This window comes from Romboutsia sp., from assembly GCF_035470145.1.
In the GTDB taxonomy this organism is placed as follows: Bacteria; Bacillota; Clostridia; order Peptostreptococcales; family Peptostreptococcaceae; genus Romboutsia_D.
In genome coordinates this window covers 29,160-42,882 of record NZ_DATIRC010000017.1, presented here as the reverse complement: position 1 = coordinate 42,882, position 13,723 = coordinate 29,160, and the positions used below count along the sequence as shown (strand labels likewise).

At 29.2% G+C, this 13,723-nt stretch carries 13 protein-coding genes and 1 riboswitch; of the genes, 4 read left to right on the top strand and 9 right to left on the bottom strand.

The genetic code is table 11. From position 1 onward, the window contains the following. Window positions 1-291 precede the first annotated feature (291 nt). Window positions 292-462, top strand: coding sequence for a DUF362 domain-containing protein (locus VLM92_RS00825; protein ID WP_325274456.1), 171 nt, complete (start codon window positions 292-294; stop codon window positions 460-462). 60 nt (window positions 463-522) lie between these two features. Here VLM92_RS00825 and VLM92_RS00820 read toward each other — a convergent pair whose 3' ends face one another. Continuing rightward, window positions 523-1,152, bottom strand: a complete 630-nt coding sequence (locus VLM92_RS00820) for a redox-sensing transcriptional repressor Rex (protein WP_325274455.1) — start codon at window positions 1,150-1,152, stop codon at window positions 523-525. 134 nt (window positions 1,153-1,286) lie between these two features. On the opposite strand from VLM92_RS00820, the gene VLM92_RS00815 reads away from it, so the two are divergent. Continuing rightward, window positions 1,287-3,200 carry an ABC-F family ATP-binding cassette domain-containing protein gene (locus tag VLM92_RS00815; protein ID WP_325274454.1) on the top strand — a complete coding sequence of 638 codons (1,914 nt, stop codon included), beginning with the start codon at window positions 1,287-1,289 and terminating at the stop codon, window positions 3,198-3,200. Between the two features lie 123 nt (window positions 3,201-3,323). Next, on the top strand, window positions 3,324-4,700 hold the full coding sequence (locus VLM92_RS00810) for an MATE family efflux transporter (RefSeq protein ID WP_325274453.1): 1,377 nt from the start codon (window positions 3,324-3,326) through the stop codon (window positions 4,698-4,700). 69 nt (window positions 4,701-4,769) lie between these two features. Here VLM92_RS00810 and tsaD read toward each other — a convergent pair whose 3' ends face one another. Genes tsaD through tsaE form a run of 4 tightly spaced genes read right to left on the bottom strand, consistent with a single transcriptional unit; the run spans window position 4,770 to window position 7,402 of the window. Next, the gene (gene tsaD, locus VLM92_RS00805; protein WP_325274452.1) at window positions 4,770-5,786 is read right to left on the bottom strand and encodes a tRNA (adenosine(37)-N6)-threonylcarbamoyltransferase complex transferase subunit TsaD; all 1,017 of its coding nucleotides are present in this window, start codon (window positions 5,784-5,786) and stop codon (window positions 4,770-4,772) included. Between the two features lie 2 nt (window positions 5,787-5,788). After that, the gene (gene rimI, locus VLM92_RS00800) at window positions 5,789-6,244 is read right to left on the bottom strand and encodes a ribosomal protein S18-alanine N-acetyltransferase (protein WP_325274451.1); all 456 of its coding nucleotides are present in this window, start codon (window positions 6,242-6,244) and stop codon (window positions 5,789-5,791) included. Beyond that, complete coding sequence (gene tsaB, locus VLM92_RS00795) at window positions 6,234-6,950, bottom strand: tRNA (adenosine(37)-N6)-threonylcarbamoyltransferase complex dimerization subunit type 1 TsaB (protein WP_325274450.1); 717 nt, start codon at window positions 6,948-6,950, stop codon at window positions 6,234-6,236. The genes rimI and tsaB overlap by 11 nt, the downstream gene beginning before the upstream one ends. Then, on the bottom strand, window positions 6,950-7,402 hold the full coding sequence (tsaE, locus tag VLM92_RS00790) for a tRNA (adenosine(37)-N6)-threonylcarbamoyltransferase complex ATPase subunit type 1 TsaE (protein WP_325274449.1): 453 nt from the start codon (window positions 7,400-7,402) through the stop codon (window positions 6,950-6,952). The genes tsaB and tsaE overlap by 1 nt, the downstream gene beginning before the upstream one ends. 383 nt (window positions 7,403-7,785) lie before the next feature. Between tsaE and VLM92_RS00785 the strand changes: the two genes are divergently transcribed. Then, the gene (locus tag VLM92_RS00785; protein ID WP_325274448.1) at window positions 7,786-8,109 is read left to right on the top strand and encodes a hypothetical protein; all 324 of its coding nucleotides are present in this window, start codon (window positions 7,786-7,788) and stop codon (window positions 8,107-8,109) included. 76 nt (window positions 8,110-8,185) lie between these two features. Here VLM92_RS00785 and VLM92_RS00780 read toward each other — a convergent pair whose 3' ends face one another. The 4 genes from VLM92_RS00780 to prfB form a co-directional block, all read right to left on the bottom strand. Next, window positions 8,186-8,803 (bottom strand): ECF transporter S component, encoded by a 618-nt coding sequence (locus VLM92_RS00780; RefSeq protein ID WP_325274447.1) that lies wholly within the window; start codon window positions 8,801-8,803, stop codon window positions 8,186-8,188. A gap of 126 nt (window positions 8,804-8,929) precedes the next feature. Then, window positions 8,930-9,048: riboswitch (FMN riboswitch) on the bottom strand. A gap of 125 nt (window positions 9,049-9,173) precedes the next feature. Next, window positions 9,174-10,331, bottom strand: coding sequence for an amidohydrolase (locus tag VLM92_RS00775; protein WP_325274446.1), 1,158 nt, complete (start codon window positions 10,329-10,331; stop codon window positions 9,174-9,176). Window positions 10,332-10,354: 23 nt separating this feature from the next. Then, window positions 10,355-12,496 (bottom strand): Tex family protein, encoded by a 2,142-nt coding sequence (locus VLM92_RS00770; protein ID WP_325274445.1) that lies wholly within the window; start codon window positions 12,494-12,496, stop codon window positions 10,355-10,357. A 101-nt stretch (window positions 12,497-12,597) separates the two neighbouring features. After that, a protein-coding gene (gene prfB / locus VLM92_RS00765) for a peptide chain release factor 2 (RefSeq protein ID WP_325274444.1) occupies window positions 12,598-13,708 on the bottom strand; the annotation gives its coding sequence in 2 pieces (ribosomal slippage) (window positions 12,598-13,632 and window positions 13,634-13,708; 1,110 coding nt in all). Between the last annotated feature and the right edge of the window lie 15 nt (window positions 13,709-13,723).

Sequence of the window (13,723 nt, the reverse complement as noted above, 5' to 3'; positions counted from 1 at the left end):
TACATTATATCAGAATTCACTATTCCCTTTAAGGCCTAAAAAGTGTGTATAATCTATAAATACTTATGTTTTAGCTTCATCTAACATCATCTTTAATTCTTTCCATTTTTATCTATGATGATTATCATTTTACAAATATTATAGTACATTTTTAAATTACCCTTTAATTTTTTATATTTAAATTTGTGTATCATAATATTAACATTATTGTAGAATTAATTAATTGTTAATTTGTAGAATTTTTGTTATAATATTACTGAATAAAATAATTAATTAAGGGAGGATTTTGAGATGAGTTACATAATAAACGATGCTTGCATAAGCTGTGGTGCTTGTGAAAGCGAATGCCCAGTTGAATGTATATCTGCAGGAGATGACAAATACCTTATAGATGCAGATACTTGTGTTGAATGTGGTGCTTGCGCAGGAGTTTGTCCTGTTGATGCTCCTCAACCTGAGTAATATTTGTATACAAAGCAAAAAGCTATCAAAGTAGATTTTCTACCAATGATAGCTTTTTTATTATTCACTTTCTTTCATTAAATAGGATAATGTAAATAAACTCTCTGTTAAATTTACATTCTCAACTATAACATCTTTAGGCACTTCTAAATCTATAGGTGCAAAGTTCCAAATACCTTTAATACCTACACTTACTAATCTATTTACAATATTTTGAGCCCCATTCTTTGGGATACATAGCATTGCAATATCTATGTCATTCTCCTTGACAAAGTCTTCTATGTTTTCTGGATCTAACACTTCAAAATCTCTTATTTTTAACCCTATCATTCTTGGATTAGCATCAAATAAAGCTTTCACTTCAAATCCTGCTCTTCTGAATCCTGAATAATTAGCTATTGCTTGACCTAAATTTCCTGCCCCTATAAGTACTGCATTATATTTTCTATCTAGTCCTAGTATTTTCCCAATTTCATTGTGAAGTGCAGCTACATTGTACCCGTAACCTTGCTGACCAAATCCACCAAAATTGTTTAAATCCTGTCTAATTTGAGACGCTGTAAAACCTATTATATCACTCAATTCCTTAGACGATATTCTTTGTATATCCTTGTCTAATAAGTCTCCAAGGTATCTATGATACTTTGGTAGTCTTCTTATTACTGCCATTGATATATTCTTAGCTCCCACGTTTTCACCTCCTACTATATGTTTTTTAGTTAGTCCTTAATATTTTACTGTATTTTACAAAACATAATGTAATATCCTTGATTATATTATAGCAAAACATTATAATTTTAGGTAGTTCAAGGAGGTATAAATTTATGATTGTTTTGTCATGTAATAACTTAAATAAAAGTTTTGGAATAGATTCTATACTAGAAAATATAAGCTTTACTGTAAACGAAGGTGATAAGATTGGTATAATTGGTATCAATGGTACTGGTAAAACTACTCTATTCAAAATAATTTCAGGTATATATGGTCACGATAGTGGAGAAATATATACTTCAAAAGATTGTGAGATAGGATATTTAGAGCAAAATACTGATTTCCATTCTAATAATACTATATTTGAAGAAATTCTAGAAATTTTCAAAGATTTAATAGATATGGAGTCTTATTTAAGAAATTTAGAACTAAAAATAGCTGAAGAAAGTTCTAATCTAAATTCTTCACAGTTTGATAAACTTATGAATGAGTATTCTCATAAATTAGAATCATTTTCTGAAATGAATGGATATGGATATAAATCTGAGGCAAAAGGCGTTTTAAAAGGTCTAGGTTTTACCGATGCTGATATGGATAAGCCTATTAGTATACTTTCTGGTGGGGAAAAAACTAGAGTCCTTTTAGGTAAGCTTCTTTTAAAGAAACCTACTCTTCTTTTACTAGATGAACCTACTAACCACTTAGATTCTGAAGCAATAGAGTGGCTAGAATTATTCTTGAAACAGTATAAAGGTACCGTTATTTTAATTTCGCACGATAGATACTTCCTAGACCAAGTAGTAAATAGAGTTTTTGAAATGCATAATAAAAGATTAAAAACCTATAATGGAAATTACTCTGACTTTATAGAAGCATCTGCAATTGAAAAAGAATTAGAACAGAAAAAATTTGAAAACCAACAAAAAGATTTAAAAAAGCAAGAGGACTCAATAGAAAAATTAAAAGCTTTTGGGAGAGAAAAACATTTAAAAAGAGCTCGAAGTAAAGAAAAGGCTCTTGCAAAAGTAGATATTTTAGATAAACCCGAAGCTTATCGAAAAAAAGCAAGGATAGAGTTTAACCCTTCAGTGACTAGCGGAAATGATGTTCTACAAATAAGAGATGTGTCTATGGGATACGGAGAAAGAATATTATTTAAAAATCTTGATTTAGATATTTATAGAGGTGAAAAAGTAGCACTTATAGGTGCAAATGGTATTGGAAAATCAACATTATTCAAAATAGTCATGAGCGAATTAACTCCACTAACTGGTGATGTTAAATTTGGAACTAACGTAAATGTTTCTTATTTCCATCAAGAACAAAAAACACTTAATCTGAATAATACAATAATAGATGAAATATGGGAGAATAATACTCACTTAACTCAAACTACTTTAAGAAGTATGTTGGGGGCATTTTTATTCGAAGGTGAAGAAGTCTTTAAAAGAATTTCTACTTTAAGTGGTGGTGAAAGAGCTAGAGTCGCTATACTTAAATTAATTTTATCAAATGCAAATTTCTTGCTTCTTGATGAACCTACTAACCATTTAGATATAGACTCTAAAGAAGTCCTTGAAGAAGCTTTATACGGATATAGCGGAACTGTATTTACTATATCTCACGATAGATATTTCCTTAATACCGTAGTCGATAAAGTTTTAGTACTAGATGAAAATGGAATTACCGAATACCTAGGAAACTATGATTACTACATAGAAAAGAAAAAACAAGTTCAAGAAATGAGCATAATTGAGGAAAAAGAAGAAAAAACTAAAACTAAAATTAAAGATGAAAAACGTAAAGAAAGAGAACAAAGAGAATTAGATAAGAAAAATAGAGTCAAAATACAAAATATAGAAAAAGAAATTGAAGAAACTGAATCTAAAATAGAAGAAATAGATATACTTCTATGCCAGGAAGAAGTCTATTCTAATCCCCAAAAGTCTAAGGAAGTAAGCCAAGAAAAAATAAATTTAGAAGATAAACTATCTTCTCTTTATGAAGAATGGGAAGAATTTATGTAGAAGCCAAATTTGGCTTCTTTTTGGTTAGTATTATTTGTATAAATTTTTATTTTTTATTTAGTTACACAAGTAGTGTATTATGATATGATTTATATCATGATAATTTAATAGAGAGGTGATATTTTGCAGGGATTGTTTTCATTAACTGAAGATAATAGGCGATTTTATAAAATCCTTATTTCTTTATGTATTCCAATTATTATACAACAACTTATATCTACTTCTGTAAATGTAATCGATACAGTTATGATAAGTAGCTTAGGAGAAGCGTCTGTTGCTTCAATAGGAGTTGCAAATCAATTTTTCTTCTTATTTAATATGTCACTATCAGGTATTACAGGTGGTGCCGGAGTTTTTATTTCTCAGTTTTATGGAAAAGGTGACGTAACTAATATCCGTAAAGTTACTGGATTTAGTACAATTTTAGCAATTTTACTTAGTTCATTTTTCTTTATACCAGCTTTAATTATGCCAACTACTATCATTCATATTTTTTCTTATGATCCTGAGGTAATTAAATTATGCACTGAGTATTTTAGTATAGTGATACTTTGCTATCCGCTTATTGCAATTAGTACCGTATTTAGTATGAGTTCAAGAGGAGTTAGAAATCCTAAACTTGGAATGTTTTGTAGTTCAATAGCACTAATTATTAATATAATTCTTAACTATGGTCTTATATTCGGTAACTTAGGTCTTCCTATGTTAGGTGTAAAAGGAGCTGCTTTGGCAACTGTTATAGCCAGAATTATAGAATTAATTTTAATTATTGGATATGTTTATTTTGCTAAAAAAGATTATATATTGAAATTCAGTTTAATCGATTTAAAGCTTATTGATAAAACCTTCGCAAGCTCATTCTTATCAAAGAGTGTACCTATATTTTTAAATGATAGTGCATGGGCTGTTGGTACAGTTTTATATTCAGTAGCATACGCAAAGGCTGGTACTTCTGCTATTGCAGCTAGTCAAATAGCTACAAGTACTGGAAATTTCTTTATAATAACTGCTGTATGTATCGCTATAGGTTCGTCTATAATGTTAGGAAATGAACTTGGCTCAGATCATATAGATAGAGCAATAGTATATGCTAAAAAATTCTCTATTATTGTTTTCTTCACAGGATTAATATTTGGTGGTTTACTAATATTAAATATACCACTATTGTTAAAAATATTCAGTGTATCTGAAAGCCTGGCTCCAGATATCACAAAAATATTTCTTATAATGGGTATAATGATGGGTCTTAGATCATTTAACACATTATTAGTTATAGGAATATTAAGAAGCGGTGGAGATACTAAGTATGCTCTTTTCTTAGAATTAGGATGTATGTGGTTTGCTTCAATACCGCTAACTTTCTTGGCTGCATTTAATGGAGCTCCTATTTATATTTTAGTTTTACTTACTTATGCAGAAGAAATCTTTAAATTTATATTCGGTGTTCCAAGAGCAATTTCTAAAAAATGGGCCGCTAATATAGTTAAAGAATTGAATTAAATAATCAATTGCTTAAAAAGGTTAACCCATAATTTTATGGATTAACCTTTTTATAATTGTAGAATAATATTATCTCTCACCTATCTTTAAGTTAGGCACTGCATTTAAACTCATATCATGAGTTCTTCCATTTATGAAATTATAATATCCTGCACATCCTATCATAGCTGCATTATCCGTACACAAAATTAATGATGGATATTTTATATTTATATTATGCTCTTTTCCTAATTCTGTAATTTTTTCTCTAAGTGCTGAATTTGATGCAACTCCACCAGCAAGTGTTATTGTGTCATATCCTTTTTCAGTTGCTGCCTTTATAGCTTTCTTAGATAAAACTTCTACAACTGCTTCTTGGAATGATGCTGCTACATCTTCAACAACTATTTCTTCATTTTTCATTTTTTTAGCATTTAAATAATTTAAGACGGATGACTTTACTCCACTAAAACTAAAATCATATCCTTCATCTATATAAGCTCTTGGGAATTCTATTGCTTTTTTATTTCCTTCCTTAGCTAATCTATCTATTATTGGTCCGCCTGGGTACCCTAAGCCCATAGCTCTAGCTATTTTATCAAAAGCCTCTCCCGATGCATCGTCTCTAGTTCTCCCTAGAATTTCATACTCCCCATAGTCTTTTACTTCTACTAAGTGAGTGTGTCCGCCTGATACTATTAACGTTATAAATGGTGGCTTTAAATCCTTATGTTCTATATAATTTGCACTAACGTGACCTTCTATATGATTAACACCTACTAGAGGCTTATTTAAAGCAAAAGCAAGTGCCTTAGCATGAGATAATCCTACTAACAATGCTCCTGCTAATCCTGGTCCATAAGTTACTGCTATATGATCTATATCATTTAATGTAATATTAGCTTTATCTAAAGCTTCTTGTAGCACTCCATCTATATTCTCTATATGTTTTCTTGATGCTACTTCAGGTACTACTCCACCAAACTTTTTATGTAAATCTATTTGAGTATTAATTATATTTGATAGTACTTCTCTACCATTTCTTAAAACTGCTACAGCTGTTTCATCACAACTACTTTCTACTGCTAATGTTATTATATCTTTCATGCCTACACCGCCTTTACATCATTCCACATTATCATAGCATCTTCTTTATTATCACTATAGTATTCTTTTCTAATTCCAGCTAACTTAAATCCATATTTTTTATACAGATTTTGAGCTACTATGTTAGATACTCTTACTTCTAAAGTCATCGATACTATATTGTTTTGTCTACATAGTTCTACTAACTCTTTAACTAATTCATCACCAATTTTTTTACCTCTATAGTCACTATGAACTGCTACATTAGTTATATGTCCTTCATCCATTACAAACCATATACCAACATAACCGACTACTTTTTCATCTATCTTTGCTACTAAATATCTTGCAACATCATTATTAAGTTCTTTTTTAAATGCGTCTTTAGACCAATGGTGTACAAAACAGTTTTTTTCTACTTCAAAAACTCCATCAATATCTTTCGATGTCATTTTCTCTATAATTAAATTATTTTCCATTATTTAACCTCTTCATCTTTTCATCATATTGAACTTCTGCTTGAGATTTTCTTATATATATAGGTTTTACGCTATAACAATCATAAACATCTATATTTTTATTATATTTGTTCACCGCTATCGTACATAAACTACTTGCCTTGCTTACATTATGAGAAGGAGCTGGTATGTATATATTTTCCACTTCTTTAAGTTTGTCCTCATATTTATAAACAGCTTCTCCAACTAAAATCCATTCTTCGTTGCTAGTTGATAAATCTTCTATTAACTCATCTATTTCAACTACATCAACATTTTTTATTTCAACTAACTCATTATTTTCAAATTTATATTTACCCATGTAAACTTGAGTTCTTTGTGCATCTAATATTGCACAGATTTTTTTATCACATAAATTCATATTACCCGATAATAACTCTACTGAATTTACACCTACTATAGGTAAATTATTCACATGTGCTATAGCTTTTGCAGTAGCCATACCTATTCTTAGTCCTGTAAATGAACCCGGTCCTTCACATACTGCAATCATGTCCATTTCATTAACATTTATATCACTTATCTTAAGCATATTTTCTATCATTGGCATAAGCTTTTGAGAGTGCGTTTTTTTAGTATTTATTGTGTATTCACATATTAACTTATTATTTTCTATTACAGCTACACTTGTAGCCATTGAAGATGTATCTATACCTAAAACCTTCATTATTTTGTCAGCTCCTCAACTATCTTTTCATATTTTTTTCCGACTGGATTTAATATCATCTCTCTTGACATATCTTTATATCTTAATTCTATATGTAAATATTCATCTGGAAGTATGTCTTCTATTAGATTTGCCCATTCTATTATACACACACCTTCTCCATTTATGTAATCATCATATCCTATATCATACATTTCATCACTACTACCTATTCTGTATACATCAAAATGATATAATGGTATTTTTCCTTCATATTCATTTACTATCGTAAATGTTGGGCTCGTTATATAATCATCAACTTCTAAAGCTTTTGCTAAACTTTGAGTCATAGTAGTCTTTCCCGCTCCTAAATCTCCTATTAAGCATATTACACTACCTGGTTGTAAAAGTGTTCCTAATTTATATCCAATTTCTTTTGTTTTATTTTCATCTTCTAAATATATATTAACCATAATTTCATCTCCGTAATATTTTATCAAATTAACTTCATATATTTTATTTAAATAGTTCTCATATCAATATCCCTTAATTATAATTGTTGGCTAGATATTATTATATTATAACAGTCTATAATTATAAAGTATTTATAACTATAATCAATAAATAACATCTAATTATAAAATTTATGTATATTATTTCATTTTATAGATCATAATTAAAATATCAGAGATATTTACTCCCCCAATATTAAATATTTCTTATTCCCCTAGGCACTTACTTTAAAAGTAAGTGCTTTTTAATATATAAAACAATATATATTTATTGATTCTATGTAACTTAAGTCTTATAATTCAGCATATACATTAATTATAAATATTATGTAGGGGGCTCCATATTGAAAAAATTTATTTCTGCTTTCTTATCTATCTTCATATTATTAGTCCTGAATTTTTCCTTATCTAAATTCTTACAACTACCGTTTTTAGAATTATCATTTATGACTGGTCTAATATCCACTATTATTATAGGTTTCTTTTCTAGCGAAGGTGGATTTACTACAGAGCTATCAAACGTTAGATTTAAACACCTACTTCATAAAGACTCTCGTACAAATACTCATTTTATAGATTTCCATATTAATATTCCTTTTATAGTATCACTACTCTATACACTTATATCTGCTATTTTTAGTTTAATAGCTTATTGGAAATATTTTTAATAGACTATTCTAAACATAAAAATCCCAAATACATATATCCGATAATATGTACTTGGGATTTTTTATATTTAAATATTTATTTAACTTTATTTAAAACTTTTTCTGTTCTCTTATACATTGGTAATGTTAATAAAGATATTAACATTGCCTTTAATAAGTTAAATGGAGCTATAGCCCATATTACAAAAGTCAATTTATCTACTATCGAAGGATTTATAGCAGCTCCCATAGCAACTACAGCTTCTATTGGCCATCCCATTGTTTCGTAGAAAGGTAATATTATAAAATAGTTTGCTATACATCCTACTGTAGTCATAACTATAGTTCCAAGTATAAGCCCCGTAATTACACCTTTGATATTATTTTTTTTAGAATAAATGAATGATACTACCCATACAAAAGATCCACCTATTAAAAAATTAGCTAATTCTCCAACTCCTCCTGTTGTTGAAAATCCCGTTATGAACTGTAATAAGTTTTTTAAGAAAGATATTGTAACTCCTGCTATTGGTCCTAATGCTATGCCTCCTAATAATGCTGTTAAATCAGATATATCTATTTTTAAGAATTCTGGGAATAACATTGGTAGTGGAGCAGATATAAACATTAGTATATATCCTATTGCTCCTAATATACCTACCTTTACTAAAGTAGATGTTTTAAATATCTTATTACTTTTAATTGTTTCTTGCATAAAATACAACCTCCTAATTTTATTATTAGGAAAAATAAAAGCTCGAAGAGATCTATCTTCGAGCTTATTTTTTGAGTACAAGTTATATAATATACATGATTTATATTAATAGACAATGCAAAAAATTTGCTTCTTCTCTCGTCCAGACTATACTGTCGGCTTTGGAATTCCACCAAATCATGCTACAAATGTAGCTCGCGGGCTATACCGCCGGTAGGGAATTACACCCTGCCCCGAAGATCTATCGTGCTATTTAATTTTCCTTATTTATACTTATATAATATTCAATTATTTATGTAAAATCAACTACTTATTTAAATATAAGTAGTTATTATATAAAACCTTTTAATTGTTGCATATATATTCTCAATTATTTTTTATAAACTATTTTACCATTTATAATGGTACATAACACGTTACTTTGAATTTCTAGTGGACACCCATCCCAAATAACTATATCTGCATCTTTTCCAACTTCTATAGAACCAACTCTATCTTCTATTCCTAAAGTTTTAGCAGGATTTATAGTTATCGATTCAAATGCTCTATCTTTTTTCATACCATGTTTTACCGCTATCCCTGCACACATTGGTAAATATTGTACTGGTATTACAGGGTGATCTGTCATTAATGATACATTAACTCCTGCGTTAGAAAGTATACCTGCTGTATCAAAAGTTAAGTTTCTTAGTTCTATTTTAGATCTTTCTGATAATGACGGTCCTATTACAACCGGATATCCTTCTTCAACTAATTCTTCGGCTATAAGATGACCTTCTGTACAATGGTCTAATGTAAGTTTTATATCAAATTCCTTTGCAATTCGTATTGCTGTGAATATATCATCAGCCCTATGTGCATGAACCTTAAAAGGTATTTCTCCTTTTAATACTGGTAATAAACTTTCCATTCTTATATCATACTCTGGCTTATCATGGTCTTCATGTTCCATGTATAGTTCCATTTCTTCTAAGTATTCTTCTGCTTTTTTTAGATTTTCTCTTAAAAGAGATGCTATTGCCATTCTAGTTTGAGGAGTTTTTTCATCTCTTCCATAGCAGCTTTTGGGATTTTCTCCAAAGGCGATTTTAGAAGCAACTGGATTTTTTATAACCATGTTATCTATTCTTCTACCATAAGTTTTTATAGCTATACATTGTCCCCCCATTACATTTGCACTCCCTGGAGTTGTACATACCGATGTTATACCACCTTGTACTGCTTCCTTAAAAGTATTATCCATCGGGTTAATTCCATCTATAGGATTTAATTGTGGAGTTATTGGATCTGTTTCTTCATTTCCATCTGCACCTTCAAATCCCATACCATCTTCCCATAATCCTAAATGCGTGTGTGCATCTATAAATCCTGGAAATATAAATTTTCCCTCTGCATCTATAATTTCAGCATCCAATGGTGCTACTATATTTTTTCCTATTTCTATTATCTTCCCATCTTGCACAAGTATATCTTCTTGTATTGTTCCATTAGTTATTGTATTTATTATTCCATTTTTTATGAATATCATATATGTTCTCCTCCTAATATATCTTATATCTTCATTGATAAAGCTACTCTTTGTTTGTTCATATCAACGCCTATAACTTTTACATCTACAATATCTCCTACTGTAACTATAGTCATTGGGTCTTTAACAAATGATTTACTCATTTGCGATTTATGAACTAATCCATCATTCTTTATACCAATATCAACAAATGCACCAAAGTCTACTACATTTCTTACAGTTCCTTTTAGTATCATTCCCTCTTGAATATCTTCTATTTTTAATACGTCAGTTCTTAATATAGGTTTTATACCTTCTTCTCTTGGATCTCTTCCAGGTTTTTTTATTTCTGCTATTATATCTTTTAATGTCACCTGGCCTACTTCTAATTTTTCACTTAATTCTTTTATATCTATTTCGTTAACTTTAGAATCTATATCTTCTATATTTTTATTTTCTATATCTTTAAGTGAATAACCAAGTATTTCTAACATTTTTTTACATGTATCATAACTTTCTGGATGTACTCCTGTGTTATCTAAAGGATTTTTTGCATCTAGTATTCTCATAAATCCTGCACATTGAGTAAATGCTTGAGGTCCTAATCTTTTTACTTTTTTTAGTTGAGTTCTTGAGGTAAAATCTCCATTTTCTTCTCTATATTCAATTATATTTTTAGCTATGCTTTTGCTTATCCCTGCAATATGTTCTAATAATGAATATGATGCTGTATTTAAATTTACTCCAACACTATTTACCGAATCTTCTACTACTCCTCCTAATACACCTTCTAATCGCTTTTGATTTAAATCATGTTGGTATTGACCTACTCCAATGCTCTTAGGGTCTATTTTAACAAGTTCTGCTAATGGGTCTTGTAATCTTCTGCCTATAGATATTGCTCCTCTTAACGATACATTTATATCTGGATGTTCTTCACTCGCAAGTTGAGATGCAGAATAAACTGATGCTCCTGCTTCACTTACAATTATATATTGAATGTCTCTGTCTATTTCTTTTATCATATCTGATACAAATTTTTCTGATTCTCTTGAGGCTGTTCCATTTCCAATTGCTATTATATCTACTTTATGCTTTTCTATTAATATCTTTAATGTTTTCTTTGCACCTTCTACGTTGTTTTGCGGCTCTGTAGGATATACCGTAGTAGTTTCTAATAGTTTACCATTCTTATCAACTACCGCTATCTTACATCCTGTTCTAAAGGCAGGATCAAATCCCATAACTACTTTATCTTTTACTGGCGGCTGTAGTAATAAGCTTTTTATATTTTGACCAAATACACTTATAGCTCTTTCTTGTGCTATTTCTGTTAGATGATTTCTTATTTCTCTTTCTATTGAAGGGAATATTAATCTTTTGTATGCATCTTCTATTGCATTGACTATTTCTGATTTATTTTTAAAATTGTCATTGTTTACATATTCATTTATTATGTGATTTATTACTTTATCATTGTTTATTTCAACTTTTACTTTTAAAAATTCTTCCTTTTCTCCTCTATTTATTGCTAATACTCTATGAGGTACTATTGTTTTTACAGCTTCACTATAATCATAGTACATATCATAAACTGATTTTTCTTCTTTAGAGTTTTTTGTAGCTATTATACCTTCTCTTAAAGCAAGATCTCTTATGTACTTTCTTATTTTAGCATCATCAGAAACGACTTCTGCTATTATATCTCTTGCGCCCTTTATAGCGTCTACTATTGAATTTACTTCTTTTTCTTCATTTATGTATTTTTTAGCTTCTAAATCTAAATTTTCTATATTACTATTTAATATTGCTGATGCTAATCCTTCTAGCCCTTTTTCTTTCGCTATAGTTGCTCTAGTTCTTTTCTTTTGTTTATATGGGGAATATATATCTTCTACTTCTTGAAGTGTATTAGCTTTTTCAACATTTAATTTTATTTCACCTGTAAGTTTCCCTTGTTCTTCAATTATTCTTATTACATCTTCTTTTCTACTTTGTAAATTTCTCAAATATATTAATTTATCATGAAATTCTCTTAAAGTAACATCACTCATTTCACCAGTCATTTCTTTTCTATATCTAGCAATAAAAGGTATTGTATTTCCATCATCTATAAGCTTTATAGTATTATTGATTTGTTCATTTCTAAGATTAAACTCTTTTTTTAAAATTTCATTTATATTCATATTAACCCTCTTCTTTCGTTGAAATTTATATGCATTATGATTTAATTTTAAATATCTTTAAAATAAGGCTCGAGAATTAAATTCCCAAGCCCTTATTTGAATTATTTTTTTGATTTATTCATTTTTAAGTACTCATTTATAAATAAATCTATATTTCCATCCATCGCACTATCTATATTTCCCATTTCTGCATTAGTTCTATGATCTTTTACTAATTTATATGGTTGGAATACATATGACCTTATTTGACTTCCCCAAGTTATTTGAGAATATTTACCTTGAATATCTTCTATCTTTTCCTTTTGCTCAAGCTCTTTTAGTTCTATAAGTTTTGCCATAAGCATTCTCATTGCTGTGTCTTTATTCTTATGTTGAGATCTTTCATTTTGGCATTGTACTACAACACCTGTAGGAATATGTGTTATTCTTACTGCTGAATCCGTAGTATTTACATGCTGACCCCCTGCACCAGAAGCTCTATATGTATCAATTTTTAAATCAGCAGGATTTATATCTATTTGTATACTATCATCTAACTCTGGTATAACATCTATAGATGCAAATGATGTATGCCTTTTTCCTGATGGGTCAAAAGGTGATATTCTAACTATACGATGTACTCCTTTTTCACTTCTTAGGTATCCATATGCATTAAGTCCTTCTATAAGTAGGGTTGAACTTTTTATTCCAGCTTCAGGGTCTGATATCATATCTAATATTTTAACCTTATAGCCTTTACTTTCTCCCCACCTTATATACATTCTTAGTAACATTTGTGCCCAATCCTGAGCATCTAATCCACCAGTTCCTGCATTTATAGATAATATAGCATTATTTTTATCATATTCACCGCTTAAAAGAGTCTTTATTCTTAAACTGTCTATTTCTTTTTCAAGATTTGATATAGACTGATCTATTTCTTTTTCAATAGATTCATCATTTTCTTCTAATCCTAGTTCTATTAAAATTTCTATCTCCTCTAAAGCCTCTGTTAAATTATTATACGCATCTACTGTTTCTTTAAGTAATTTATTCTCTTGAAGAATTTTTTGAGCAATTTCATTGTCATTCCAAAAATCTTGCTCATTCATTTTTTCTTCATTTTGATTTATTTTAATTAATAATGAATCAATGTCAAAGAGAAGCCCTCAATTCTTCTATATTTGAAGACATACTCTCCACACTATTTCTATAATCTTGTAAATTTAACATTTAAGTCCTCCAAAA

Bases quoted from the DNA above. Each gene is read 5' to 3' on its own strand.
- tsaD (WP_325274452.1), bottom strand. From the start codon at position 5,786: ATGAAAGATATAATAACATTAGCAGTAGAAAGTAGTTGTGATGAAACA.
- tsaB (WP_325274450.1), bottom strand. From the start codon at position 6,950: ATGAAGGTTTTAGGTATAGATACATCTTCAATGGCTACAAGTGTAGCT.
- VLM92_RS00770 (WP_325274445.1), bottom strand. From the start codon at position 12,496: ATGAATATAAATGAAATTTTAAAAAAAGAGTTTAATCTTAGAAATGAA.
- VLM92_RS00775 (WP_325274446.1), bottom strand. From the start codon at position 10,331: ATGATATTCATAAAAAATGGAATAATAAATACAATAACTAATGGAACA.
- rimI (WP_325274451.1), bottom strand. From the start codon at position 6,244: ATGGAAAATAATTTAATTATAGAGAAAATGACATCGAAAGATATTGAT.
- VLM92_RS00825 (WP_325274456.1), top strand. From the start codon at position 292: ATGAGTTACATAATAAACGATGCTTGCATAAGCTGTGGTGCTTGTGAA.
- VLM92_RS00780 (WP_325274447.1), bottom strand. From the start codon at position 8,803: ATGCAAGAAACAATTAAAAGTAATAAGATATTTAAAACATCTACTTTA.
- VLM92_RS00815 (WP_325274454.1), top strand. From the start codon at position 1,287: ATGATTGTTTTGTCATGTAATAACTTAAATAAAAGTTTTGGAATAGAT.
- tsaE (WP_325274449.1), bottom strand. From the start codon at position 7,402: ATGGTTAATATATATTTAGAAGATGAAAATAAAACAAAAGAAATTGGA.